The organism is Giesbergeria anulus (genome assembly GCF_900111115.1).
GTDB classification, from domain to species: Bacteria; Pseudomonadota; Gammaproteobacteria; order Burkholderiales; family Burkholderiaceae_C; genus Simplicispira; species Simplicispira anulus.
In genome coordinates, this window is the sequence record NZ_FOGD01000001.1 from 201,085 (window position 1) to 224,751 (window position 23,667).

At 55.1% G+C, this 23,667-nt stretch carries 35 protein-coding genes; 17 read left to right on the forward strand and 18 right to left on the reverse strand.

Going from position 1 to position 23,667, the window contains the following annotated elements:
* Positions 1-79 precede the first annotated feature (79 nt).
* Together BMX55_RS01010 and BMX55_RS01015 are read right to left on the reverse strand one after the other, a co-directional pair.
* The gene (locus BMX55_RS01010) at positions 80-1,060 is read right to left on the reverse strand and encodes a phage antirepressor N-terminal domain-containing protein (RefSeq protein ID WP_218144448.1); all 981 of its coding nucleotides are present in this window, start codon (positions 1,058-1,060) and stop codon (positions 80-82) included.
* Positions 1,061-1,136: 76 nt separating this feature from the next.
* Positions 1,137-1,325, reverse strand: coding sequence for an Arc family DNA-binding protein (locus BMX55_RS01015; RefSeq protein WP_091451390.1), 189 nt, complete (start codon positions 1,323-1,325; stop codon positions 1,137-1,139).
* A 105-nt stretch (positions 1,326-1,430) separates the two neighbouring features.
* Here BMX55_RS01015 and BMX55_RS01020 point away from each other — a divergent pair, with 105 nt between their 5' ends.
* Entirely contained in the window at positions 1,431-1,772 is a 342-nt protein-coding gene (locus BMX55_RS01020) for an Arc family DNA-binding protein (protein ID WP_091451393.1), read from the forward strand.
* A gap of 26 nt (positions 1,773-1,798) precedes the next feature.
* Here the strand turns inward: BMX55_RS01020 and BMX55_RS01025 are convergent, their stop codons facing one another.
* From BMX55_RS01025 to BMX55_RS01070, 10 genes are read right to left on the reverse strand one after another with little or no spacing between them, the layout of a single operon-like run.
* Positions 1,799-4,099: a portal protein gene (locus BMX55_RS01025; protein WP_091451396.1), complete on the reverse strand. Its 2,301-nt coding sequence runs from the start codon at positions 4,097-4,099 to the stop codon at positions 1,799-1,801.
* Positions 4,092-4,508: a hypothetical protein gene (locus tag BMX55_RS01030; RefSeq protein WP_091451399.1), complete on the reverse strand. Its 417-nt coding sequence runs from the start codon at positions 4,506-4,508 to the stop codon at positions 4,092-4,094. The genes BMX55_RS01025 and BMX55_RS01030 overlap by 8 nt, the downstream gene beginning before the upstream one ends.
* 28 nt (positions 4,509-4,536) lie before the next feature.
* Positions 4,537-6,123 carry a terminase large subunit gene (locus tag BMX55_RS01035; RefSeq protein ID WP_091451403.1) on the reverse strand — a complete coding sequence of 529 codons (1,587 nt, stop codon included), beginning with the start codon at positions 6,121-6,123 and terminating at the stop codon, positions 4,537-4,539.
* Complete coding sequence (locus BMX55_RS01040) at positions 6,104-6,658, reverse strand: terminase small subunit (protein WP_177172785.1); 555 nt, start codon at positions 6,656-6,658, stop codon at positions 6,104-6,106. Before BMX55_RS01040 ends, BMX55_RS01035 begins: the two co-directional genes overlap by 20 nt.
* Entirely contained in the window at positions 6,655-7,104 is a 450-nt protein-coding gene (locus BMX55_RS01045; RefSeq protein WP_218144449.1) for a DUF1064 domain-containing protein, read from the reverse strand. Before BMX55_RS01045 ends, BMX55_RS01040 begins: the two co-directional genes overlap by 4 nt.
* Positions 7,101-7,763 (reverse strand): DUF6475 domain-containing protein, encoded by a 663-nt coding sequence (locus BMX55_RS01050; RefSeq protein WP_177172786.1) that lies wholly within the window; start codon positions 7,761-7,763, stop codon positions 7,101-7,103. Before BMX55_RS01050 ends, BMX55_RS01045 begins: the two co-directional genes overlap by 4 nt.
* Positions 7,753-9,033 carry a DUF1376 domain-containing protein gene (locus tag BMX55_RS16640; protein WP_091451408.1) on the reverse strand — a complete coding sequence of 427 codons (1,281 nt, stop codon included), beginning with the start codon at positions 9,031-9,033 and terminating at the stop codon, positions 7,753-7,755. The genes BMX55_RS01050 and BMX55_RS16640 overlap by 11 nt, the downstream gene beginning before the upstream one ends.
* Positions 9,030-9,401 carry a hypothetical protein gene (locus BMX55_RS01060; RefSeq protein WP_143059554.1) on the reverse strand — a complete coding sequence of 124 codons (372 nt, stop codon included), beginning with the start codon at positions 9,399-9,401 and terminating at the stop codon, positions 9,030-9,032. The genes BMX55_RS16640 and BMX55_RS01060 overlap by 4 nt, the downstream gene beginning before the upstream one ends.
* Positions 9,398-9,823, reverse strand: coding sequence for a hypothetical protein (locus tag BMX55_RS01065; RefSeq protein WP_143059555.1), 426 nt, complete (start codon positions 9,821-9,823; stop codon positions 9,398-9,400). The genes BMX55_RS01060 and BMX55_RS01065 overlap by 4 nt, the downstream gene beginning before the upstream one ends.
* A 33-nt stretch (positions 9,824-9,856) precedes the next feature.
* Positions 9,857-10,072 carry a hypothetical protein gene (locus BMX55_RS01070; RefSeq protein ID WP_091451418.1) on the reverse strand — a complete coding sequence of 72 codons (216 nt, stop codon included), beginning with the start codon at positions 10,070-10,072 and terminating at the stop codon, positions 9,857-9,859.
* Positions 10,073-10,149: 77 nt separating this feature from the next.
* Between BMX55_RS01070 and BMX55_RS01075 the strand changes: the two genes are divergently transcribed.
* Positions 10,150-10,497, forward strand: coding sequence for a hypothetical protein (locus tag BMX55_RS01075; RefSeq protein ID WP_143059556.1), 348 nt, complete (start codon positions 10,150-10,152; stop codon positions 10,495-10,497).
* Between the two features lie 209 nt (positions 10,498-10,706).
* On the opposite strand, the gene BMX55_RS01080 is transcribed toward BMX55_RS01075, so the two are convergent.
* Complete coding sequence (locus tag BMX55_RS01080; RefSeq protein WP_091451427.1) at positions 10,707-10,946, reverse strand: YdaS family helix-turn-helix protein; 240 nt, start codon at positions 10,944-10,946, stop codon at positions 10,707-10,709.
* Positions 10,947-11,356: 410 nt separating this feature from the next.
* On the opposite strand from BMX55_RS01080, the gene BMX55_RS16315 reads away from it, so the two are divergent.
* The 3 genes from BMX55_RS16315 to BMX55_RS01095 are packed head-to-tail and all read left to right on the forward strand — an operon-like array spanning position 11,357 to position 13,046.
* Positions 11,357-11,806, forward strand: a complete 450-nt coding sequence (locus BMX55_RS16315; protein ID WP_177172787.1) for a S24 family peptidase — start codon at positions 11,357-11,359, stop codon at positions 11,804-11,806.
* Positions 11,807-11,853: 47 nt separating this feature from the next.
* A complete protein-coding gene (locus tag BMX55_RS16320) occupies positions 11,854-12,219 on the forward strand; it encodes a hypothetical protein (RefSeq protein WP_177172788.1) in 366 nt (121 codons plus the stop codon).
* Positions 12,210-13,046 carry a hypothetical protein gene (locus tag BMX55_RS01095; RefSeq protein ID WP_091451439.1) on the forward strand — a complete coding sequence of 279 codons (837 nt, stop codon included), beginning with the start codon at positions 12,210-12,212 and terminating at the stop codon, positions 13,044-13,046. The genes BMX55_RS16320 and BMX55_RS01095 overlap by 10 nt, the downstream gene beginning before the upstream one ends.
* On the opposite strand, the gene BMX55_RS01100 is transcribed toward BMX55_RS01095, so the two are convergent.
* The 3 genes from BMX55_RS01100 to BMX55_RS01110 all read right to left on the reverse strand — a co-directional run bounded on the left by BMX55_RS01100 (position 13,000) and on the right by BMX55_RS01110 (position 14,302).
* Complete coding sequence (locus tag BMX55_RS01100) at positions 13,000-13,488, reverse strand: DUF488 domain-containing protein (RefSeq protein WP_091451443.1); 489 nt, start codon at positions 13,486-13,488, stop codon at positions 13,000-13,002. The genes BMX55_RS01095 and BMX55_RS01100 overlap by 47 nt on opposite strands.
* 210 nt (positions 13,489-13,698) lie before the next feature.
* The gene (locus tag BMX55_RS01105) at positions 13,699-13,998 is read right to left on the reverse strand and encodes a helix-turn-helix domain-containing protein (RefSeq protein WP_425432034.1); all 300 of its coding nucleotides are present in this window, start codon (positions 13,996-13,998) and stop codon (positions 13,699-13,701) included.
* Positions 13,991-14,302, reverse strand: coding sequence for a transcriptional regulator (locus tag BMX55_RS01110; RefSeq protein ID WP_091451446.1), 312 nt, complete (start codon positions 14,300-14,302; stop codon positions 13,991-13,993). Before BMX55_RS01110 ends, BMX55_RS01105 begins: the two co-directional genes overlap by 8 nt.
* Positions 14,303-14,784: 482 nt before the next feature.
* Between BMX55_RS01110 and BMX55_RS01115 the strand changes: the two genes are divergently transcribed.
* The 10 genes from BMX55_RS01115 (at position 14,785) to BMX55_RS01145 (ending at position 19,763) form a co-directional block, all read left to right on the forward strand.
* Entirely contained in the window at positions 14,785-15,072 is a 288-nt protein-coding gene (locus BMX55_RS01115; RefSeq protein WP_091451450.1) for a hypothetical protein, read from the forward strand.
* A gap of 113 nt (positions 15,073-15,185) precedes the next feature.
* Positions 15,186-15,488 carry a hypothetical protein gene (locus BMX55_RS01120; RefSeq protein WP_091451454.1) on the forward strand — a complete coding sequence of 101 codons (303 nt, stop codon included), beginning with the start codon at positions 15,186-15,188 and terminating at the stop codon, positions 15,486-15,488.
* Between the two features lie 110 nt (positions 15,489-15,598).
* Positions 15,599-15,976, forward strand: coding sequence for a hypothetical protein (locus BMX55_RS01125; protein WP_091451457.1), 378 nt, complete (start codon positions 15,599-15,601; stop codon positions 15,974-15,976).
* Positions 15,960-16,151, forward strand: a complete 192-nt coding sequence (locus tag BMX55_RS01130; RefSeq protein WP_091451460.1) for a hypothetical protein — start codon at positions 15,960-15,962, stop codon at positions 16,149-16,151. The genes BMX55_RS01125 and BMX55_RS01130 overlap by 17 nt, the downstream gene beginning before the upstream one ends.
* On the forward strand, positions 16,148-16,282 hold the full coding sequence (locus tag BMX55_RS16820; protein WP_281242802.1) for a hypothetical protein: 135 nt from the start codon (positions 16,148-16,150) through the stop codon (positions 16,280-16,282). Before BMX55_RS01130 ends, BMX55_RS16820 begins: the two co-directional genes overlap by 4 nt.
* A complete protein-coding gene (locus BMX55_RS16325; RefSeq protein WP_177172789.1) occupies positions 16,279-16,422 on the forward strand; it encodes a hypothetical protein in 144 nt (47 codons plus the stop codon). Before BMX55_RS16820 ends, BMX55_RS16325 begins: the two co-directional genes overlap by 4 nt.
* The gene (locus BMX55_RS16330) at positions 16,407-16,634 is read left to right on the forward strand and encodes a hypothetical protein (RefSeq protein ID WP_177172790.1); all 228 of its coding nucleotides are present in this window, start codon (positions 16,407-16,409) and stop codon (positions 16,632-16,634) included. Before BMX55_RS16325 ends, BMX55_RS16330 begins: the two co-directional genes overlap by 16 nt.
* Entirely contained in the window at positions 16,631-17,617 is a 987-nt protein-coding gene (locus BMX55_RS01135) for a YqaJ viral recombinase family nuclease (protein WP_177172791.1), read from the forward strand. The genes BMX55_RS16330 and BMX55_RS01135 overlap by 4 nt, the downstream gene beginning before the upstream one ends.
* A 23-nt stretch (positions 17,618-17,640) precedes the next feature.
* Positions 17,641-18,627 (forward strand): recombinase RecT, encoded by a 987-nt coding sequence (locus BMX55_RS01140; protein WP_091451466.1) that lies wholly within the window; start codon positions 17,641-17,643, stop codon positions 18,625-18,627.
* Positions 18,628-18,689: 62 nt separating this feature from the next.
* Positions 18,690-19,763: a hypothetical protein gene (locus BMX55_RS01145; protein ID WP_091451470.1), complete on the forward strand. Its 1,074-nt coding sequence runs from the start codon at positions 18,690-18,692 to the stop codon at positions 19,761-19,763.
* Between the two features lie 127 nt (positions 19,764-19,890).
* Here the strand turns inward: BMX55_RS01145 and BMX55_RS01150 are convergent, their stop codons facing one another.
* Positions 19,891-20,973, reverse strand: coding sequence for a RelA/SpoT domain-containing protein (locus tag BMX55_RS01150; protein WP_091451473.1), 1,083 nt, complete (start codon positions 20,971-20,973; stop codon positions 19,891-19,893).
* A gap of 315 nt (positions 20,974-21,288) precedes the next feature.
* On the opposite strand from BMX55_RS01150, the gene BMX55_RS16335 reads away from it, so the two are divergent.
* Positions 21,289-21,609: a helix-turn-helix domain-containing protein gene (locus tag BMX55_RS16335; protein ID WP_177172792.1), complete on the forward strand. Its 321-nt coding sequence runs from the start codon at positions 21,289-21,291 to the stop codon at positions 21,607-21,609.
* On the opposite strand, the gene BMX55_RS01160 is transcribed toward BMX55_RS16335, so the two are convergent.
* A complete protein-coding gene (locus BMX55_RS01160; protein ID WP_177172793.1) occupies positions 21,530-22,615 on the reverse strand; it encodes a tyrosine-type recombinase/integrase in 1,086 nt (361 codons plus the stop codon). The two genes, BMX55_RS16335 and BMX55_RS01160, sit on opposite strands and share 80 nt — an antisense overlap.
* A gap of 392 nt (positions 22,616-23,007) precedes the next feature.
* Between BMX55_RS01160 and pdxH the strand changes: the two genes are divergently transcribed.
* A complete protein-coding gene (gene pdxH, locus BMX55_RS01165) occupies positions 23,008-23,658 on the forward strand; it encodes a pyridoxamine 5'-phosphate oxidase (protein ID WP_091451481.1) in 651 nt (216 codons plus the stop codon).
* Positions 23,659-23,667: the final 9 nt, after the last annotated feature.

The window sequence follows — 23,667 nt, forward strand, 5'->3', positions numbered from 1 at the left end:
AGACAATAATATCCAACTAATTTTGTTAGGCAAGCTGTCCTTGCCTATGGATGTACTTCGACGTGACTTGCCGCGAACGTCACGCCAACATAGACCCCGCCCCACCCCCTAACCGCCGCGCCAACCGGTTAGTACAGGCTTGAGCCAGTCCCGCCAGTTCGGTGTTGCTTAACAAAAAGCCGGGGTCGTTGATGCAGTCGATGAGCTGGCGGGTGGAAGTGACAAACTCATCATGGCCCACCCGCTGGATGACGGCAGGGGAGGCCAGCTTGCTATCGGTAATGAATGAGAGCAGCCAGCGGCCAAACTTCCATTCATCGTTGCCTGCCAACACCGATTCAAAGACGGCTTGCTGCACTTGGGCACTGGCTTGGGTGGCAGTTTGCATCGCGGCGTGGATGCGTTGCAAGTCCAGCACCGGGGGCGTGGGGGCACCGCTATCGAACACCACACTATCGGCATAACCGTTGGGCAGCTTGCCCCGCAGGTAAGCGCACACCTCGTCGTACTTGGTGGCAGGCAGTTCCAAGTAGCTGTTGACCCGGAATTTGTTGTGCAGCCGGTTCCACGTCTCGCCGAAGGTTTGCACACCGGAATCGACTACCTGATGCACCAGTTCCTTGATGTCTTGGGCTTGGGCGGGGCTGATGCGGGTGTAGTCAATGGCAGGGTTGTAGGGGCGCTGGGTGGGGGCTTGCGGCTGCTTTTCTTGCCATGCCTGCCAAAGCACGTCATCAGCCTCGTTCTGGAAGGCAATCACCTTCTCGCGCAACTCTGGCCGAACCTTGTTGGGACTGATGGTTGCAAGCCAACCGGGCAACTTACGCAGCGGCAGGCAGGACATACCTTGCTGGCCCCCTGCGGAAGGTATGGCGATTTCCACCATACCCCAGCGGCCTTTGTTTGTGGTCAGCTTCGCAAACTGACTTTTCCAGTCAAGCCCCATACCAGTCACAACAGGCTTCATCGGAACGTATGGCTGATGGTTGTGTTCGGTAACAACCAAGGTTGCTCCATAGAATGCAACCTCGATAGTCTGTGTCTGGGTAGAATCGGTCACGTTAAATCCTTCTTTCGTTTGTTGGTTTTTGACAATCAACGCCTCGGAGCTTCGACCTTCCGGGGCGTTTCCTTTTTCAGGCTTGCGCTGCATTTCTCTTGCCTTTCTCTGGGTGCGCTTTGATGCACTCGCGCAAAAAGGCGACGATCTGACCGTTAAAGGTTCGATCCTCAGCCTTAGCCACTTCATGCACCTGTTGATGTAAGTCGCGCGGCAGACGAAGGGCCGTTTTTTGCCAATCTGCTTGGGCGTTGTTGGTTGCCATACACTCCTTTCACAAGTCACCGTGACTTGCTTGAGTGTAAATATAAGTCACAGTGACTCTACTTGCAAGGTATTTTTTATGTCACAGTGACGCTATGCTGTAGGGATGGCAACAAAAACCGCTTCCACTGGACGAGAGTCCGACAAGTTCATGCTCCGGTTCCCGGAGGGAATGCGTGCGCAGATCAAAGCAGCAGCAGAAGAAAACGGACGCACGATGAACGCCGAGATCGTGGCGAGGTTGGAGCAGACATTCCAAACTGGAACTCCAAACGCTATAGATGTTGGCTGGCTTGCAACGGAACTGGCACAGCGCTTGTCTGGCAACGGGCTGCAACTTGCTGTCATTGATGGGGCTTCATCCTCACCCCTAAGCTCTGACGTGCGCACCACAGCGGTGCCGTTGTCAAAAGCAGAGCAGTCGCCGATAGACCCCCACAAGACATAAACCCACTGCGGGCACAGGGGCTGCCTTTACGCATTCTTGCCCCGCTCTGATGCGTCCACACTGTCCAACTTGGCCTGCATCTGCGCAATGCGCTCATCACTGGCTGCTTTGATTTCCGCCACACGGGTGCGGCTTTCTGCGTCGATGCGTGCCGCCTCGATACGGGTGTCGGCATCGGTACGAACCTTCATGGCTTGGGATTGCAGCTCGGCCTGAGCGCGGCGCAGCTCATCGGTCAGCCGCTCAATCTCTTGGGCAGCCTGAGCCTGCACTTGGCTGGCCATGCCAGAGGCCGTGCCACCATCGCCCCCGGCTTCTGCCTCCAGCTTCATCGCCCGTGCATTGATTTCCCGAATCTTGGCACGCTGCTCCTCCAAAGCAGCCATGGCCATCTCCTGCTGCATCTGCATTTGCTGGGCCTGCTGCGCTTGCATCTGCTGAAACTGGGCTTGCTCCTCTGGCGTCATGGGCTTGCTTTCATCGCGCTCCCCGGTCAGTTTGCGGATCTGTGCGGCCACCTCGTCTTTGTTGGGCAAGTCCGAGTACTCAAACGCCATCGTCAGCAGACGCAGGGCCACTTCAGGGGGCAGCCGCTGGGCGACATTGCTCAGGCTCTCAAACATCGCGGCCCGTAGGGTGCCCGAGTAGTCCTGCTCAGACACCACAAAATCCGAGGCGCTGGCCGTGATGTCGTTGAGATAGCGCACCGAACCATCGGGCTGGCGCTCCGGCTGGTTGACGCGCAGCCACTCAATCGCCCCTTTCTGGCCCGTCAGGCGAATCACCTTCTCTTCGCTGTAGAACTGCTCGACCAGACTGTTTTGTTTCTCACCCTGTACCTGCACTGCCAGGCGCAGATTGTCGAAAGGCTCAGTGGTCACCACGCTGCCCTGCAACTGTCGGGCCTTGATGGCCTCGCCCGATACCGCATTGGTCTGGCGGCCCATGTTCTCTTGGCTCACCCCGGCAGACTTTTGGATACTCTGGGCATCCAGCGTCATCATCTGGATCTGGCCCGTGGCACCATCGGTATCGCGCCGGATGGCGAACTCCTTGTTCGGTCGCTTGATGATGACGCCATCGGGGCGGCTGGCCTCATCTGCTGCCACATCCCAATCCGCCACGGCCCCTTCTTCGGCAATGATCTGGTTGGTGTTGAGCATGAACAGCGCCTTGCTGGCCCGCTTGTTCAGGTCGCGCTGCAAATCCCGCACCCGGCGCACGACACCATAGGGCATCCGGTCACGGTTGCGCCGGTAGCACCAGATGGGGGTCAATGTGAATCGGTTGTGCCGAAACACACTCGGCCCCATGGAAAGGACGTCCGACTCGGTAAAGACAGCGATATGCACCCGCATCGTTACTTTGTCGATGATGCTCCCGCCCTGCTGATTCAGGGCTTGCACCAAGGCATCATCGCCCTCATTGAAGTAGCTGCCCTTCATCGGGCCGCTGGCCACGACCTTGGTTCTGACCGGCTCACGGTATTGGCACTCAAAAAGGCGCACCCGGCGACGCTTCACGTCCACCATCATGCCCGTCCCTTGGGCATAAACAGCACCAGACGAACTGGCGCTATCGCTCATCGGGAACTCAACCTCGTCTTCCGCAGACCAGTTGGCATGATTGCGGCTCTCGACCGCCCGCCGGATACAGTTCTCCCGGTCTGGAAACATCATGACCGCGATGTCTTCATCTACCCACCGCCAGCGAAAGATGTAGCGGGCATCGGACAAATCCAGCTCATAGCTGGCACTGTCGTAGAGGATATTGCGCCAATCCTCATACTTGGAATACAGAACATCCTGTGTCGGGTCATCGCGCACACCATCATCCATCCAGCCAATGCCGCCTTTCACGGCATCAGCAAACGCACGCGAACGAAGGAACTGCACTCTGTTGATGTCGCTGACGTACTTGAGCACCTGTGTCTTGATATCAGCAATCTGCACATCGTCTTCAGTGCGTGGCAGCACCTTCCAATCCACACGGGTTCGGCGCTCAGTACCAATCAACCAGTCCACCATCGGGGCAATTTCGTTGAACACCAGCGGCAACTGGCCACGATCGAGCAGCGTCTGCTTGTCGTCTTCATCCCATTGCAGGTTGTCGTAGAAGTCGTGGTCAGTGACCATCTCCAGCCGGTTGGCCGCCTGCTTCTCCCGCTCGTAGTAGTACCAAGACAGCAGCTTGCGCAAGGTAGTGCGTGCCCCATCACCATCGAGCGGGTGGCCTTGCTGTGTCACGAGGGCACCAGCATCCGGCGATGCCGCTTGGTACTCATCGCCAGCAGCACTGTGGTTGGATGAAATCTCAAACTCAGGCATAGGTCACACCGCCATGCTCGAGCTTGATGTCCTCTTCGCCAACGGCTTGCCCATCCTCGCGCAGTAAAAGTCGCCCATAAGACGCCTTGCTCAGAATCGTCGGTGGGGCGCTGGGCATACGGATCAGGTCTGGCAGCCCATCATGGATGATCGTGGCCACGCGAACCCAATTGGAGCGACTGGCCTCAATACCCAACACATCGCACGCAATGGCGCACTGTTTGGCCAGATATGCTGGGCTATCATATTTGTAGGCTGCCGACTCCATGACGATGTACCAAGGTGCACCAGGCCGGTAAGCTGGCATAAGCACCATGGCACGCTCGTCATTGACCCATGTGTAAACGGCGAACAGATCACCGTGCTGGCGCGTCAGGTGCGCTTTCCGTGTATCGATGGTTGCTGGCATAGTGCAGTGACGATGCCATGCTTGGTGGCTACGCGGCCATGCCAGACCTGCGCCTGCGCACCGATTGCTCCGTTCTAGCCACAGCCCCAGACTGGAACCGCTCACCACCCTCGGCCACCTGCCCAAACTGGCGAAAGGCATCAGCACCGTGTGAGTTGTTGTCGTGCAGCGGCTCACTGCTCCAGCGGCCCATCTTCGTGTTCCACACCTTGCGGTAGTTGGCCAGCCGCTTGATCCCGTCACCACAACCTGCCTCATCAAACCAGCATGACGAGAACTGGTTGCGCGTGGACTGGATGCCGCTGATGGTCGATGTGACGCGAGGGACAATATCAAACCGCTGGCCAGGCATCAGCCCCTCCAGCATCTCTTTGATGTTCTTGTTGGTGTCTGGTGTCTCCCCCATGCGCTTATACCCAGCATCGTGCGGCAGATAGTGAGTGCCAAATGCCACCCCCAGCTTTTGCAGCCACCCCACAAAGTGGATGAGATCCTCACCACTGGCCTCGTAATAGCGAATCCAGCGGTTCTCTGGCCCTACGCGCTGGTGGCACCATATGGCCGTCATGTCACCGCGACCAATATCCCAGAATGTATTGACCGGGGCCGCTTCCATCGGTAGCACAGGAAGAATGCGCCCCTGTTTGCGGGCCATGGACAACTGGGAGGCGTAATAGCACCCTTCAGTGGACACCTGAAAAGCCTCTTCGGGGGTGCTGGGATACTCTTGCCACATCAACGGGGCATCCCCAGAGAAGTCGGAATTGAGCGTGGTCACGTACCAAGCGCGCTGGCCCTGCGTCAGTTCCCGGCCAATCTTTGCCTCAACCTCCGAAAAATAGGAATTGTTGGCCTCTGTGAACACCACCCCAATCGGATCAATGCTGTACTCAGGCGCTTGCCACCATGCAAAAAAGTGGAAGCGGTAATCCTTGGGCGTCAAATGCGCCCGCTGCTCGGCCAGTGCCTTGGCGCGCTGGGTCATGTCATAAAACTTGCCATCTTGCCCTTCAGCCGTCGATTCGATGATGCAAATACCAGAAAGCGGCACGGCGGGGATAGACCCAGTGACCACCTCTTGGGCCTTCTCGGGGTACTTTGCACAGATCTTCCCAAATTCCGAGATGTGCAAGCGGTGAATAGTCCCAGACCGCATGGACGTGGCCACGCGAATGCTGGAGCCATTGTGGGCGAACTCGATTTCGTTGGCCGTGCGTTTTGCGAACGGCATCTGGGCCTTGAGTTCTTCGGGCAACTGGTCGTATGCGAACAGCACCTTCCCCCGGAATATTGCCTCTGCGGCCTCACGGTCCTGCGCCACGATACCGCATCGGATAGGTGCCTTCGAGAACAGTGCTGTATCGAGCCACAAGATGCACACCAATGTGGTGAACCCCAGCTGCCGGGCCTTGAGAATGATGTTTCGATGATGCAGCCGTGCGATCAGCCTGCGCTGCGCCCTGTTGGGCTTGAATGTGATGACCAGATCATCGCCGGGGCTACCATCATCGCCCTCATCCCCCTTGATGATGATCTTGTAGAGGTTGGACAGCCGCCACATGGGGTCATCCAGCTTCATGGCCAAGTCGTTCACCTCACTCACCGGGCAGGCCATCGGCACCCCCATCTTTGACCACGCCAACCACATTGCCGCGCAGACCTTCTATCAGCGCAGCCAGAGGGTCAGCCTTTTGTTTGTTGTCTTCCCTAAAAAGGCCCTTGATCTTTGCCGCCTTCTCTAGGGCCGAATTCTTGTCCCAGAACTTGTACTCGATGCGCCCGTACTCATCAATCTTGAAGCTGGCTACCGCAGCACGGGTGGCCGGATCTAACTCATGCGGCAACTTGACCTTGCCATCGGGGTACATGATCCCGCCAATGTCGGATACAGCCACACGGCGGATCTCGCGGATGATCTCGGCGGCATCCAACTCGGCGCGGTCAGCAGCGGCTGACTGAAGTTGGCGCACCCTATGGGTAATCTCTGGGTTGGCCATCAGCTTTGAGGCCGCGTCGTTGACGGTCTCAGGCTTCATCTTCGAAGCCTTGTAGGCGGCGCGGTAGGCCTCTGACAGGCTCTTACCGCGGGCCACCCCTTGAGCAAACACCTCCTGCTGTGGCGTCAGGCCATGCTCATTTTTTGCGCTCAAGATCGAATCTCCTTAATTTCAATCCCATGCACATACAGCATCAGCTTGCGCTTGAGCCGAAACTCAGGTGTTACCGCACCTTTCACATCTTCAACCACACACGATCCACACGGAAGCCTGTAAACAAAATCGGCCAAATACACAGTTGGGCGGTGCTTCTTGCCACTGGGTGCCACCTGAGCAGCAATCAGCTCAAATGGCACCTGCATCCGTAAATCCAAAATTTCCCCGGCACGTTCCAGCACAGCAAGGTACTGCCAGCGCTTGTGTTCGGCCTTACTGTCAAATTTGAGGCCAGCATCGAGCACCTTCGTGTTTCCGTATTTCTGGCCAGCCTTGGCCCGCTGCGCTGGCTGGTCACGCATTTCCGCCATGCTGCGGCGGTTATAGGTACGCACCCGCAGGTTGGTTAGCTCATCGGCCAACATCTTTGCAGCGCAGCTCATGCTGCTTCCAGCCGTCGCACCGGCGAGGCCAACAGGCCGTTGCCCAAGACTTGCAAAGAGACAAAATGGATGTTGGATTTACCCGTGCCGCCTCCACCTTGGTACACCAGCGCAGCGCGTTTTTGGTCACCCACCACAGCAGGCGCGGGCAAGGGCAGGCCTCGGCGCTCATAGTCGTGGTCGGGGCTGCGGTCACCTGCCAAGCGGCGCGGGTAGTCAAACTGGCCGCGTCCGGTGTAGGCGCGGTGCGCTTCCTGAAAGCGGTGTTGCAGGAAAGATAGCTCCTTGAGCTCGGTGCGGCACACCTTGGGCCAGCCACCCAAGTCTTCCACGGCAGCGTGGATGGCCGGATCGTCAAATACCACATCGGTGTAAGCGCCCACGCGGCTCATGACGTCGAGCACCTTGCCCCATGCCAGTGCAGCGCGGTCGGTGGTGGTGCCATCGAGCACGCGGATGATGTCGGCCACCTTGGGGGCAAACTGGCCCCGATCTGGGTCGGTGGCGTGGTGCTGCATGGCCTTGGCCACCTGCTCGTAATCAAACTTTTGGCACGCGCCCCACCACACGTCAATCATGAAGCTGGAGGTGTGCTTGCCGTAGTAGGCCATCACGTCGGTGAGCAGGGCGATGAAGTCGTCGAGTTGGTCAGTTTGCATAGCTGGCTCCTTGGGCTTGGGGCTGGGGTTGTGCGGCGGCCTCGGCGGCCATGCGGGCGCGGATACGGTCGGCGGCTTGGCGGCCTATTTCTCGGTTGCTGGCCTCTAGCGCCTCTTGGCGGTTGAGTGGGCGTGCGGGCAAAACACCCGGCTGTCCAGCAAAGGCACCAGCTACGGCAGCGGCAGCCATGTCGGCGGCTTGCTGCATCTGCCCCTTCACGGTGCCGATCACGTAGGCAAACTGGCGGCTGGGGTTGATGCTCTTGTCGCGCATGACACGGGCTGCTTGGACAAAGCTGTCCACAGTAGCCCCAGCATCGAGCAGGGTGCGCAGGTCGGGGTGCGAGGGGTTGGTGCTGGCCATGCCCTCGGCCTTCAGGGCCAAGCACACCGCGCTGGCCATCTGGGACTTGGGGCTGGTGGGGTAAGCGGGCAGCTTGTCATCCAAAGCGCCATCGTCTTCCAAAGGCGGGAAGGTGTTGGCAATGCGGGTGGGTGCTGGCGTGGGGGCTGGCGCGGCTACCGTGGCTGGTGCTGGAGGGTTTCCGCCGGAAGGCGCATCACACACACCGCCGCTAGGCGCATTCGCTGGCAGAGGCTGGCGCGCTGGTTGATCAATAACTGCGGCTGGCAGTGTGTGGGTATTGGTATTTAAATATCCCTCTCCTTCTCTCTCTCCCTTTCCCTCTCCCTCTCCCTCTCCCTTGGATGCCATGTCGCTAGGGACAGCATCGGGACAATCTTGGTTGTCGCTAGGGACATCTGTTTTTAGTTCTGGGCTGTCGCTGGCGATTGGATAGCCCATTGGTCGGCCTGCTGCCAGCCATTCTTCATATTGGGGTAGGGGGTAAGCGGTCTTGTTGCGCTCGTTGTGCTTTTTGATGCGGGCGCATTCGGTCTTCCAGCGCTGTTGCAGCTTGGACTCCCAAGCCGCATTAGCCTTCTCGGCCACCGTCTTGTGGTACAGACGACCATCGCTGCATTTCACCCAGCCATGCAGGGCACCTGCCTTGTGCTTGCGCCACTCTTTGACCACACGACCATAGCCAGCCAAGTTGGCCAGCACCCGGTCATCGTCTGACAGGCTGCCAGCGGGCACTTGGTGCCAACTGGCACACCACAGCAGCAATGCTGCCCAGCAGGCTTCTGGGGTTTCGGTCAGCGCCATGTCTGAGTCGCGTAGGCGCTTTACATCCAACAGCATGAATGGGAAGTCCCGCAAGTCGCAGTCTGCGGGGGTCAGTGGGGTGGGGAGGGTGGTGTTGCTCATATGCTCTCCAGCTTCTTGGCCCGGTAGCGCTTGTACCGGCTGTTGCGGGTATCGGTACCGGATTCGATCAGTCCCAGTGCTTGCAAATAAAGCAAGGCCCAGCACACCGACTTAGTGCCGCGCTTGGTGGCTAGCAGGATCTGTGCGTGGGTCATCCATGCGCCTGTCTTGCGCAGTACAGCCAGCACCGCCCACGATGCCGACCCCACTTTGATCGTGCCCGGCTTGGAGCCTGTGGGGCTGTACCGGGGCACCTCCAGCGGCATGGCGTTTCTGGCTCCATTGCGCCCAGACTGATGGGTGCCCATGCGCTGCAATTGCGCTGTCGTCCATGACGACGGTGTTGGCGTTGGGGGTGGGGTGCTCACAAAATCCCCCGGCTATTCGTCGGATGGCTTTTGGTAGCGCCGCGTGTCATCCTCACGGCCATGACCAAACGACCGAAGGCGTGGCGCTCCAGTACGGCATCTTTGTATTCCTGTACCGAGATGCCGTGCAGTGTGGCCAAGGCCGTCAGGGCTTCTTCCATACCAATATGGCAGTCGCTGTGGTCTGCGGCAACATGGTTGCCCATCCTGCGCTGTGCAATAGCCAGTGCCCCCCAAGCATCTTGCTCTAGGGATTCGCGGATGCACTCGGCCTTGGGGCGGCTTCTCAAAGTGGAAATGGTGATGAACGCATCATTGAGTTCGTCAGAACATGGAACGTCCAGCCGAGAGGTCATCTTCCCGCCGGGGTCGGTGTGGCCACTGCGGGCCAACATGGTGGTGGAGTTCATGGGGTCAGGCATGGGCTGGCTCCTGGGACAAGCTGCATCGGTTGCTCAAAGACGATCTCCCGAATCTTTGGGAGAACACTGTTGGAAAACAGGAGGGGTAAAGCGCTGCTCTTTCTGCAAGCGCTCAACCGCGTCTTCCATCGTTCGCTGGGCCACCTCAAGCGCATACAACGCATCTGCATACGAAAGCCCGTTCAACTGGCGAAGAAGCTCCAGTGCTTTGGCTTTGATGGGTTCGGGGGTAAGCAGGGGCTTAGGCATGGATGACCTCCTGAATGGTGGCCGGGGTTGCTTTGCCACAATGGGAGTTCCTCAACAACCCAGCAAAGGCCCCGGCCATGAAAGAAAAAGATGTCACCGCATCATTGGTGAAAGCAATAGAACAGCTGTACCAACGATCCGATGCTATGACCGATCTAATTGCACTCATTTGTCTGCACCTTCGGGCAATCGACTCCACCACCGCCGAATCCATTGCAAAACTGTTGGAGGGCCTGCCAAAAGTCGAGTCAGCCACGATGACCGAGGAGTTGAAATGGCTGGCTCAGCACTTAACACCGATCTTGCGAGGCGATCCGGATGCGCCACTGCTCCTGAGCGTGCAAAAACCCCCGCCTGTTCGAGATCGCGAAGCGTTACGCAATCTGATACAGGTCGTTCCTGGGGGAAAGCAAGAATCGCCTTAAGTTCTTGCCCATCCTGTGCAGAGGTGGTATCAATGGCAGGAACTGATAGTGCAGCCAGAGCAGCAGCCGTAGCCTGCTCATTCCCACTGTGGTGCCGGGTGGCCTGGGCAGCCAAATACACCTGCGCCACCTTATGCCCAAAAGCCACAGGGTCACGCTCTGTGGTGGAGTTGCTGCGCGCCCACTCGGTGGCGGCCATCAGGGGAAGATCAGGCATGGCCCGCCCCCTGTTCTGTGGTGGTGGCCTTGGCCGTGCCGCGCAGGTAGGCCCAGTCAATGTCGGGGCGCAGGTCTTCGCAGGTGATGGCGCGCTGACTCTCTCGCTCCAGGTTGATGCACAGCTCCAAGCTGGCCGGTTTGCGCCGGGTCAGCACCTGATAGAGGTAGTCGTCACCAATGCCGCTCTTTTTGGCAAGCTCGCGGCGGGCTTCTATGGGGATGGGGTTCATGCCGCATATTCTAGTTCAAAACTAGCTTTTCCCTAGTCTAAATCTAGCTCATGTGTCTAGTTTTTTGCTTGAATACGACTATGACAATTGAAGACGTATGGATGAAAAACCTGGTAAGACTCGTTGAGTCACTGGGGCACGGCGACAAAAGGCGCGGATACCGCGAGGTCGCAGAAACAGCAGGACTATCTGAGGAGTACGTCTATCAGTTGGTAGAAGGAAAACCAAACAAAGATGGAGAGAGGCGCGTTGTCGGGAAAAGAGCTGCAAAAAAAATTGCCGCAGCATTTTCCGGTGGCCGCCCTCTTGAGTGGTTTGATATAGACCAGTTTTCTGTACCTGTTGATGCCAACAACAGCCTAGCCACCAGCAAAGGAGAAGTGGTCCCGCTGACCGCAGGGCCTAGGCTGATGCCCACGCCGATTGCGCTAGAAAACAACCCAGACTACCCAGCCGTGCGCCGGGTTCAGTTCAAGCTTTCAGCAGGTGCCACAGGCTTCGGCGTGGAGTACCGCGAAGAAGATGGTGCCCCCATCGTGTTTCAGCGCCAGTGGTATGAAGGCCGTGGCCTGCGCCCCGAAAAGCTGTTTGCCATCAAGGTAGCCAACCACAGCATGGAGCCGGGCTTGTTTGATGGCGACACGGTAGTCGTCAACACAGACAGCGTAGTGCCCAAAGATGGCGTAGTGTTTGCCGTCAATTACGAAGGCGAGATGGTCATTAAACGGCTGGCGCGTGACGGCGGCCAATGGTGGCTGTGCTCAGACAACCCCGACCAGCGCCGCTACCCACGCAAAATTTGCGATGAGCACAGCATCATCATTGGTGAGATTGTGCATAAGCAAAGTGAGCGCATCTAATAATCATCAAATATTGATTTAAATAAATATTTAATTAGGATTTGGTCTTGCGGTTAAAATTATTTTTTATATTTCTTATCGCACCCGAGTTAGCATTTGCTAGAGATAGTAGCGGTGCCTTCTGGGCACTTCTATCATTTCCATTAGCTATTATTTTTTCTGGCCTGATCTCGACTATGCTTGATCACAACGGAAGACATAGTCTAGGTTCATTCTTAATAGGTTTATTTCTGGCCTATCCAATAATTCTATGGATTGGAAATTGGGTATTCAAATTAATTTCTTATCAATTTAAAGAAATTACAAAATCTATTCCAGAGTGGATGGTTTGGGTTATTTTAATTTCTCTTATTAAGGTATTAAGCATAATCATTGATTATTGCAAAAGAAAAAAGGATAAAAAATGGGGTTAATAAAAAGAGAAAAAGTGCTGATCTTGGCGAAGACACATCCATCACCAAGTGCTCAATATATGGAAACATCCTGCATAGCAGGTATCAATGAAGACGGGCTAATGCGCCGATTGTATCCTGTGCCATTCCGAATGCTCGGAAATAATCAACAGTTTAAAAAGTGGCAATGGATTGAAGTACAAGTGGAAAAGGCTATCGGAGACCACCGAGCTGAAAGCCACAAAATTTACATTGATTCGATTTCTTGCGGCGATATTATATCGCCCAAGAATGAATGGAAATTACGTCAAATTTGGATTGAAAAAATCCCAATTCTTAAAAATTTTGACATTCTAAATATGAAGGTATTTAATGATGGGCCTTCAATTGGTTTATTAAAGCCGAAAGAAATTATTAAACTGGAAATTACGAAGTCCAGAAATCAAGACTGGACAAAAGAAGAAAAAGAAAAACTTGTGCGCTCGCAAATGCAGGGGAATTTCTTTTCCGAATTTGACGCAACGAAGCAAGTACGAGAACTACAGAAGATTCCTTTTGATTTCTACTATCACTACACTTATGATTCGCCAGAAGGTGAAAAATCTTATAAAAATAAAATTGTTGATTGGGAAGCTGGCGCTTTATTTTGGAACTGTCGTGCCAGTCACGGAATCAATTGGGAAACTCCATTTAGAGATAAATTAGAGAGCCATTTCTCAGAAAAAAGAGACTTGATGTTTCTTATGGGAAATCAGCATAGATTCCAAGATCAGTGGCTCATCATTAGTCTGATCTATCCACCTAAGCAAATGCCATCTGAGACAGAAAATCAGTGCCTACTTTTTTGATGGTGGCAGTAGCTTTAATATGCTTTATTTCTGCACCACAAAAGTCCCGAACTGCATTTGCTACCATCGAACGATGGCAAAAATTGGAATCGGCTTCGTAACACAGTAGAGCACAGTTCATTCCATGTACTAAGCCAGATAGGTTGGCTATTGCAGACTTTTGTAGCTTCAAGTGCTCCATAAAACCAATGGTGTAGCGTTTCCAGTCACCGTCTACTCGGTACTGATCCCGAACTAATTTGGGACACCCCAAAGTCACCATGTGAATGTACTCACGACCAGAAATATTCAACACGTTAGCCAACGCCCTTTTCGAAAATCCCGGCTTGCGCGATAAAGGCAATTCTCGGACGTCTACAATAGCCTCGATCTCATACGCAGCGAGCAAGGACATAAACGTATCAATGTCCAGTCCTTCATAGCCTATAGTAAAAATAGTCATTTTTTCACCCCTTATTGGCTGATTCTACTGGATGCAGAATTTATAATTCCTGCATAAATTTAAGGTTTATTTTTACAAAAAAATTGGCTTTTCTGCTCCAACTTCAGCCGTGCACCACGGGCGCGGCATTGAGCTTCAGACTGCACCTCCCAGCCTTTGCAGGCCAGTGCGATGTAGCGCGGCTCCTTCCGTTAAGGCGACTTTTTGCGTTCAAGTTGTCACCAGCTCACGCAGTATTTCGGGGTGCGCTTGGGCAACGCGCATTAGGGACTGAGCCGCCCCAGAGGGCTGTCTGCGCCCCTGCTCCCATTCTTGCAGCGTGCGTACACTTACCCCCAGCAGCTTGGCAAATGCGGACTGCGAAACCCCCACCTTGGCCCGCGCCTGTGCTGCAACTGTCAGGGTGACGCGATGCACACGCCCCTCTCCACGTTTGGCCTGCTGAATCGACTCCAGCACATCATTGGCAAACGCCTGCATTTCAGCGTCCATCTTCACGGTTTTAGGCATCGTAAGCATCCTTCCACATCTTCAGAACAGCGGCGGGCATATTGTCGAATTTGGCTTTGGCATAAATAGCCACCAACACCACCTCACCATGAGCCAGTCGCGTGAAGTAAATCACGCGCCCCCCACCACGCTTGCCCATGCCAGCGCGGCCCCAGCGCACCTTGCGTAGGCCATCTGCACCGGGAATGACATCGCCCGCCAACGGGTTGCCAGCAATCCACTGAATCAGCAACTGGCGATCAGCATCGTTAAGCACATCTGCCACCATGCGCTGAAAAATGGGGGTTTCTATCACGGTAAGCATAGGCAACATTATACGTCATTGCCGGATGTATGGGGGTTTTACGCCCCACTTTCCGCTCACTCATCCTTCTGCCAAAAACTAGGGGTTTACCCTATGTTTTGGGTATTTCTAGTTTTAATCTAGCTTTTTTCTAGTTTTGAACTAGAATCATACCATGCCGCAAAAAACGCGGCGCGGGCACCGAGTCATCGAACAGGCGCGCCCTGCCCTCTAACAACTCAACACAGAAAGAGCAGCCGAAAGGTTGCGCTGCCAAAAGCTAGGCAGTCCCAGTCCGCCAAAGCGCGGTACACGGGTAGGGAAGGGCCTGCGCAGAGAGGGCAGGAGGATGTCACCAGCGAAGGTGCCGAATGTTGATTCGGTCAAACGGATACCAGAGTCCGCACGCCTTTGACAACAAGGGCGGAAACCTGAGCAGCCTTGCGAGAGGCGGTTCAGGCTTCCATTCACAAGGTTTAGTTTTAAACCATACAATCATCGCCATGCCCGTTTTTCTTGTCATCCCTCTGGCCAAAGACACCGCGCCGCTTAATCAAGCGGTGCAGTCGATGCTGGAAGAGCACAACCGCCACCCACTGGCCAATAACCGTGGCTGGTTGGTTACATACAACGGAACAAGTAAGGAGCTAACCAACCACTTGGGCGTAACAGGGCAACCGGATGGTGAAAAGTCGCCGATTGGGGCTGCGATCGTTGCTCCGATCAGCTCTTATCACGGTCGTGGCCCTAACGACATGTGGGAATGGCTGTCTTTGAAGTTTAGTCAATGAGTGCCGCCCGTAACCCCCTTCAAGATGAAGGTGAACCGCTGCGTTCACCCCTGACGGAGCCTATCCAAAACATAGGCAGGGGTCATCCTGAGTACCACTTCGTCCAAGCCGTTATGGAACTACGTTCTGCCATTCACCAGATGGATGTGGAACATAAGGTAGGTATGGCCCGGTTAGAGGGCAAGGTCGATGCTATTCAAGACACGACAGGTGGTACCAAGAAAAAAGTAGATGGTTTGGTGCGCTGGCAAACGCTGATTATTGGCGGCACGGCGGTAGCTGGCATTGTGGCATCAGCACTTTTTGGCCTGTACATCAAGTTTGGCGACCGAATAACGATTGCGCCTGCACCAGCCGCTACGCCCATAACTGCGCCAGTTCCTGCAACGCCTCCATTGCCAGTCGCTAAGCCATAGCCCAGCGCGATCGCCGTTTGCCCGTCTCCCCCACCAGCCGCCCATTGAGGCGGTTTTTTTATGCCCAAGCCCGCCCCCAGCGGGCTTTTTTACGTCCCAAGGAGAAGTCCATGTTCTACACAGCAAACCCTGAAATTGACGCAGCGCGTCACGACGACTATCTGGAGCGGCAACAGAACGCATCCGCCTACGCATACGAGCAGGTGGCAGCACAAATCCGCTCGACCTTCACCGAAGGCGTGACCGTGCAGCCCCTACACACCCTGAAGGTGCCCACATTGCGCTGGGACGGCGAGGTCATGCAAATGTCTGCTATCGAGGCCATTGACGACTCCCTGACCTACACCGGCCCCCATGACGCCCTGATGGAAGTGATGGCCAAGAGTGCCTGCCCCTTGGTAGCCACGCTGCGGGCCATGCTGGCTAAGCACTGGATCGAGATGTACGCCGAAAAGATCGTAGGAGCTGGCTATGAAACTGCCCATTAAGGTCGAATCGGCCCAGCTCCTGCCCTGCTATGAGCCGGGGATCGTTGGCCTGACGCTGGAAATGTCGAAAGACCAAGTTCTGCGGATGCTCGATGAGATGGCCAAGCAAGTCACCCCGGAAGTGCTGGTGGAGATGCTCGACTCGGTGCTGGAGTGCGCGGGGGTGGAGCGATGAGCCGATACATCGTCAAGATTGGACGCCATCATTTTGACGTCATCGGCTCCAGCACCAAGGCCGTCTATAACCAAGCCGCCTTGGATTACCCGGAGGCGCGCAGCATCATTGTGCTGTGCGTGCGGCAATGAGCCGCATCACCCTCTGGATCATCACAGCCGCGCTTGTCGCGGCTTTTTTCTGCCTGTGCGCAGCGCTGGACAGCAACGACCAGCGCCATGGGTACCCAACAACGCTGGCAGCCGGAGCGATTGCATGGGCCATCAGTTGAACACCTGCCCCAGCGGTAAAGCACCGCTGACACACAAGCTGGCCCAGAAAAGGGCACGCAAAGCCAGCGCCGCCCACAACCGGCCAATGGCTGCCTACCAATGCCAAGAGTGCGGCGCTTGGCATATCGGCAATCGGTTCTCGGGCAAGCGCCATCCGGGGCCGCTGCCAATTTTGAACACCACCCACCAATTTTCAGGAGTCAGACCATGAATGCTCCAATGAGTAACGCTGAACGACAAGCCTTCTTGGATGCCCGCCGCCAAGGTATCGGCGGCAGCGATGTGGCTGCCATCTTGGGTTTTTCACCTTGGAAAACACCGCTAGATGTTTACCTGACCAAGACTGCACCACCCCAACCCGATGAGATGAGTGAACCCGCCTATTGGGGCACGGTACTGGAAGACGTGGTAGCGCAAGAGTACGCCAAGCGCAGCGGCTGCAAAGTGCAGCGCGTGCGCCAGTTGTTGCGCCACCCCCACCACCCCTGGGCACTGGCCAATATTGACCGTGCCATCGTCACCCCTAGCAGCCGGGCACGGTTGGACAGCGATGGTCACTTGTTGGGGGTTGAAGGCATCCTCGAATGCAAAACAGCCAGCGCTTACAAGGCTAGCGACTGGGGCCGCGATGGTGATGATGAGGCCATCCCCGTGCATTACGCGGCCCAAGGGATGTGGTATCTGGCCGTGACGGGGCAACCATGGTGTGATTTTGCCTGCCTGATTGGTGGTCAGAAATTCGTCATCAAGCGCATCGAGCGCGATGAAGAAACCATCGCCAGCATGGTGGAGCAATGCCGAATCTTCTGGTTTGACCATGTGCTCAAAGGGGTTCCACCAGCCATCAGCAATGGCGCAGATGCCGCCAAGCTGTTCCCACTGGACAACGGCCAAGCCATTGAGGCCAACACTGAAATGCTGGCCGCCTACAGCGATGCCGTGGCCTTGCGGGCGCAGATTGAGGCCGCAGAACAGACCCTAGAGCAATGTCTGGACACCCTCAAGGCATCCCTAGGCGAAGCCTCAAGCGTCACCCTACACGGGCGCAAGCTGGTCAGTTGGAAATGCCCCAAAGACAGCCGCAAAACCGACTGGCAAGCCGTGGCTATCGCCTGCGGAGCCAGCAAAGAACTCATTGCTGCCCACACCCATACCCAACCCGGCAGCCGCCGATTCCTCTTTGCCAAGCAATAACGATCCCACAGGAAAACCCCATCATGACTACCGCACTCAAATCTGCCGTTGCCAAAACTACCTCTGCTGCTGTCAGCTATAAAGAACTGCCACCCAAACAGCAAATTGCCTATCTGCTGACAAGCAAACGGGCAGAAATCGAGAAGATGCTGCCCAAGCATCTCAATGCCGAGCGTCTGCTCAAGGTGGCTCAAATTGCCGCTACCACCACCCCAGCCCTAGCCAAGTGCGATGTCGCCAGCTTGGTGGGGGCCATTGGGCAGTGCGCCCAAATGGGACTGGAACCTAATACCGTGTTGGGTCATGCCTACCTGCTGCCTTTCAATACCAAGCGCAAAGATGCCAGTGGCCAAGAGCGATGGGTGAACAGCGTTCAAGTCATCATCGGCTACAAAGGCTTGATAGATTTGGCCCGGCGCAGCGGCCAGATCATCAGCATTGCAGCACATGAGGTCTGTGAAAACGACCACTTTGATTTGGTCTATGGCTTGGATGAGAAGCTAGAGCACAAGCCTTGCTTGGGTGAGCGCGGCCAAGTCATTGGTTTTTATGCGGTCGCCAAGCTCAAGGATGGGGGGCACTGCTTTGAGTTCATGAGCCGCTTGCAAGTGGAGCAAATCCGGGCTGCGGCAGAAGCCAAAAACAAACGCCCGAGCAGCGTCTGGAAAGAGCATTTTGTGGAAATGGGCCGCAAAACTGTTATCCGCCGCTTGGCCAAGTATCTGCCGCTGTCCATAGAGTTTCAGACGGCTGCTGCACTGGATGGAATGGCTGAGGCAGGAAAAGATCAGCACCTCGACACTATTGACGGGGAATTCAGCATCCTGCCTGACGATGCACCGACCGTGGTTGACCCTGAAACTGGGGAAGTGCAAGAAATGCTGGCATCCAGCGCCCCGCCTGCACCAGAAATGATGGTGCCGATGCCCGCACCTCGAATGGAAACGGCACAAGCCGTGCAAGCACCCCAAACGCAAGACGAGTTTTTGCGCGAGTTTGGTAGCGACTGATCTAGCTACTGGTAATCCCCAGCCCGCCCAGTGCGGGCTTTTTAAATTTCCACATCCATAAAATGCCACCGCATCTATCCCCCCAGATTTACAAAGCCTTGGCCGCCGTTTCTGCCTGCATTGGCCTATCTTTCAGCGCAGTCACCGGGCATTTCTTTGTTCTGGGTTTGCAGCGGATGGAGCCTAATGAAACTGCCCGTGATGCACTGGCGATTGCAGGGTTGCTGATGATTGCCGCAGAGGTTGCAGCATTTTTCATTGCAGCCCTACTACCCATCAAAATTATGCGGTCTTTGCGCTGGCTTCTACTGGGTATGGGCCTGCTACTGGTGATTTTTGAAGCCGTCACGGTATTTGCCACCCAACAGGTATTAGTGCAATCGAGTGAAGCCAGTCGGGCCGGTACGCAAGCCCGCATTGATTATCTGCACAGCAGTATTTCTAAAGCCCAGCAAAGCGCGATTGCCATGCGCCAAACGGCCCAAGAGCAGGTGGGCAGCCGCTTTATCAACCAACGCCAAGACGGTGCCCAGCTTTTGCAGTCGGCCCAAGCTCTGGAAGCACAAGCCGACGCCCAAGCGCTAGAGCTGGCACGGTTGCTGGCACAGCAGCAGCACACTTTGGCGCAGGCACTTGGGCACCACGGGGTGTTGGCCTACAGCACAGCCCGAGCAGTGCTCATGAGCATTACAGGTCTGGTGATGATGAGTACAGCGGGTGTGCTTCTGCGTGCCAACTGTGCCAACCGTGCTGTGCCAGATACCGTGCCAACCGTGCCAGCACAGTCAAAAACCACCGTGCTCTCCTCTGTAGAAACCGTGCCAACTGTGCCTGCCAGTACCGTGCTCCCAGAAGCACAGCAGCACAGTCCTGTACTTGAGCCAGTTGCGGTACCGGCCACCGAAATCCCCAGCACGCCCACCGCCACCGACCAGCGGTATGCCAAGGTGCGGGCCGCCGTGTTGGGTGGCATGAGTCCGAGCGTGCGGGCTATTCAGGAGTTAGTAGGAGGCAGCACGGGGACGGCGCGGGAATTGCAGGCAAAACTACTCGCTATAGGATTAATTGAAAAATCTGGAAAAAGTTATAAATCAGCACATACTCCTTTAAGTCAAAGATTCCAAGAAAGAATCTAGTTTTTAAATTCATTAATGGCATATGAAATTTATTTCGAAAAAATCACCGCTACGAAACAATGTTACTGCAATTTCGTATTTATTTACTTATTATTCAATACATTTAAATGGTGGCAAATTATTTATATCACATATGCTTTTTCAACGCCCTAATCAAGGCAGATTCTTCAACACCAATTCGCATATCACCTAATTGGCTCTCACCTATACGGCGCATCTCTTCTCTTGCAATTTTTACAGACGTTGGCTCTAAGCCTTTTACAAGATCAGCGATCGCTGCTCCTCTAGTATTAGTCGATACGGTTGGCATACCAACCGTGTTAAGCTGTCGAAGCTTATCAATCTCCGCATACAGAGATCTAACTTTTTCTTTGCTACTAGCATCCTGCTTCTTGAATTCATCAAGATCAGAAACCATATTCTTTATCTTCTCCAGAGCTTCTTCCTTTTCTCTATTGGCGCATGTGATCGCTGCCTCAGATTCTTGCAAAGCACCAGTAAGCTCCCGCACGAACGTACCCATCTCATCTGCACTACCCGCAAGACGATTGAAGATAGCAAGAAAATATGAAACAAGCTGATTGTCTGAAAAATTAGGATACCTTACACGGTGATCAATTTCACTCCAGGCTTCTTCAAAGATTGTTCTAACCTGAATCTCAGCGTACACCATTCTCTGCATCGGTTGGGTCACACATACGTAATGGACTGATCGATATCCGGCGGGATGTTCCTTGACTTCAAAACCTAGCTCGGAGAACCTCTGCCCTAGGTCAGCCGGATCCCCTTTCCTTACGTAGGCAATCGGATCTTCCGCAGTAGCCCAAGTGTTGCGGAGATGCCTGTCGATTGAAAAGCAGTCCTCCTTAAAGAGGTGCAGTGCCCTTAGACCCACTAAATCAGTAACCACTTTAAAGTAGTTCGATGGATCTATAGACGCATACTTTTCCTCTCCTGCCGCTCGCTTCCGAACAATTTTTTCCATCAAATGTTCGGTGTCCTTGATTCGCCAACGGACAGAGTGAACTCCGATGAAGCGTTGTATGACTCGAGCAAACAGTTCTGCAGAGTCACGTAGGTAATCGGACTGCCTATCGTGATCCTCGGCTATGGCCTGAAGTTGCTCCCATGACAAACCGCTCTTTTTCCAATCATCTGTATCAATGCTGTTACGAATCAGGAATTCATCTAGTGTGGTTGATTTGTCCATAGCTTTTTTGTCATTTAATTAAGAGACGCTACCTGCTGTTTATAGCGCCATGGCGCCCACAGCAGACCTCAACGTACAAACCCGCTCTCTTAGGCCATCTATGGGTCGATCAACCAGACCCTGGCATCGTGGGTGACGATGACTTCAAATTTGCGAAATGCAGGACGCATGACGTTGTTCATGCGGCCATTGTGCGTCTTTTTGAATAGAGCAGCACATGGTTTCTTACCGCCAGCCACTACCCCAGCAGCTTTTTTCCGCCCTCACCCACCACGCCCCGCCAGTCGGGGCTTTTTCTTTTGGAGCACCACCAACATGGCAGAGACCATCAACGCCGAGCAATGTGCAGAACTGCTGCAATGCAATTCCGAAACCGTAGAGGAACTCACCCGCAAAGGCGAGCTGCCCGCCGTCAAGTTCGGGCGTGGCTGGATCTACGTCAAATCAGACCTGCTGGCCTATCTGGCAGAAAAAGCCCGTAACGAGGCGCAGGAGCGCCGTATCGAGGTTCAAAAGAAATTGAGCCAACCGGCAGCCGCCACCGCCCTTCGGCCCATCAAGTCCCGCCGGAGGGTGCCTCCGGCTTTGCCCCAAGTGGCAATGCCCACAGCCGTTGGGCAAGGTCTACACCCCTGAAGCTGGCGTACCGCTGGGCCATCAGCGAACCCGGTGTCCAGCCCATGATCCGGTTCAACTCTTCCAGACGGAAAAGGTCGCGTCCGTCTGCGTCTTTCAGCTCCAGCCAGCGGCAGGTTGCTTCATGTCTCAGGTCATGTTCGTGCAGGTCTTTGATGTCCATGTACTCGAACGCGATCTTGAACCGGAACGACAGCCGCTGGCTGACTGTCTTCATCCCCTTGACCCCCTCCTCTTCCATGAATGGGAAAAACCAAGCACTGGGCACCATAGGTCTGGTGGCCAGATACTCGGTTAGCGCCTGATGCACTTCTTGACGCATAGGCACATCCCGAAAACTAACCTTCCCCCGCCACTGCTTGGAGTTCTGCACCCGCAGCACCTTGTTGTCCATATCGACCTGCTGGCGCTTGAGGGTGTACGCCTCCTTGAGGCGCAAACCTGAATTGACGATCAACAGGTAGAGCGTCAGCAGGGCATTGCCACCCTTGAGCTGCAAGCCACGGGGCCGGTCTGGGCGCTCATAACCAGACAGCACCTGAACGATCTTCTCGTGTTCACCGGGTTGTAGCCGTCGATCCCGCGTTACGGACTGCTTAACCTCTCCGCCTTTTGCCTGAACCAGCTTGGCATCCATATCGGTGTAGGTCGAATAGCCCTTGGGCAGCAGCTTGATGGGGTTGGCGATAGTCGTCAGGCTTGGATGGTGGCGCAGATATTCATCAATGGCCCGGCTCAGGGCTTGGATACGGTGCTTGATAGATCCGGGGGACAGGTTTTTTTCCACCTTCAACTGGCGAACGTACCCCGACAACCATGAGTAATTGGCCTCCAGCAGCTTGACAGCACCAATCTCATGCGTGAGCGTCTTCAAGGTCAGGAGTTGTGTCGGGGCAGCAAATCCGCTATCGGCCCACTCGCCCAGCACGCGGGAGAGGCGCACATCGCCTGCCGAAGAAGCTGGAGCCACCAACTCTTGGGGCAATGGCAGGTCGGTCTGCCTCATTAATTTCCATTGTTGCGCATACCTTACAGCCTCTTCTTCCGAATCGAAGGTAAAGTATTTGCGTCCACCTGGGAGCAGGGGATGGCGTAAGCCAATTTCCCACTTGCCTGATGGTTTTTGTCTCGGTTTAGCCATCTTTGCGACGTCTCGTTTTGATAAGTCGTATCATCGCACGGACTGATTGAGTCTTAGCCGCCATTTCGTGGCGTTTTGAGGGCTATTCGAGGTTGTTTTTAGCGGAAATTTAGTTGTGTTTGCATATAAGTATTTGATTTTAAATGATCTGTAAAATGAACAAATTTAATACAGTCGGCTACAAAATCGAACTGATCCAGCGCGCAGAAGATGCCGCTGGTGTTGGCTTGCGCTGATCTTTTTTTGGGGCTATTGCTATGACCACTCCTTCTGCCTCCCTTGCCAGCCTGCGCAAAAGCTACGAGCGGGCCGAACTGAACGAAGAAGCCTCCCACGCCAATCCTCTGGATCAGTTTGCCCACTGGCTGCAAGAGGCCATTCAGGCCCAATTGCCCGAACCTAATGCCATGACGGTAGCCACCGTGGGCAGCGATTTACGCCCCAGCACCCGTGTGGTGCTCATCAAGGGTTACGACGAGGGCGGCATCGTCTGGTATACCAACTACGACAGCCGCAAAGGCTGCGAATTGGCCGGCAATCCCTATGCCGCCTTGCAGTTCCACTGGGTAGAGTTGGAGCGGGTAGTGCGTATTGAGGGGATCGTAGAAAAGGTCAGTGCAAAAGAAAGCGACGAATATTTCCAAAGCCGGCCACTCGATTCGCGCATTGGTGCTTGGGCCAGCCCACAAAGCCAAGTCATTGCTGGACGCGGTGTTTTGGTAGCCAATGCTGCTCGGTATGGTGCCCAGTTTTTCTTGCAGCCGCCACGGCCAGAGCACTGGGGTGGCTACCGACTTCGGCCCGAACAATGGGAATTTTGGCAAGGCCGCAAAAGTCGGCTGCATGATCGTTTACGCTATCGGCAAAACCACGCTAGCGTCTGGGTACGCGAGCGCTTAGCGCCCTGAAATCATCCT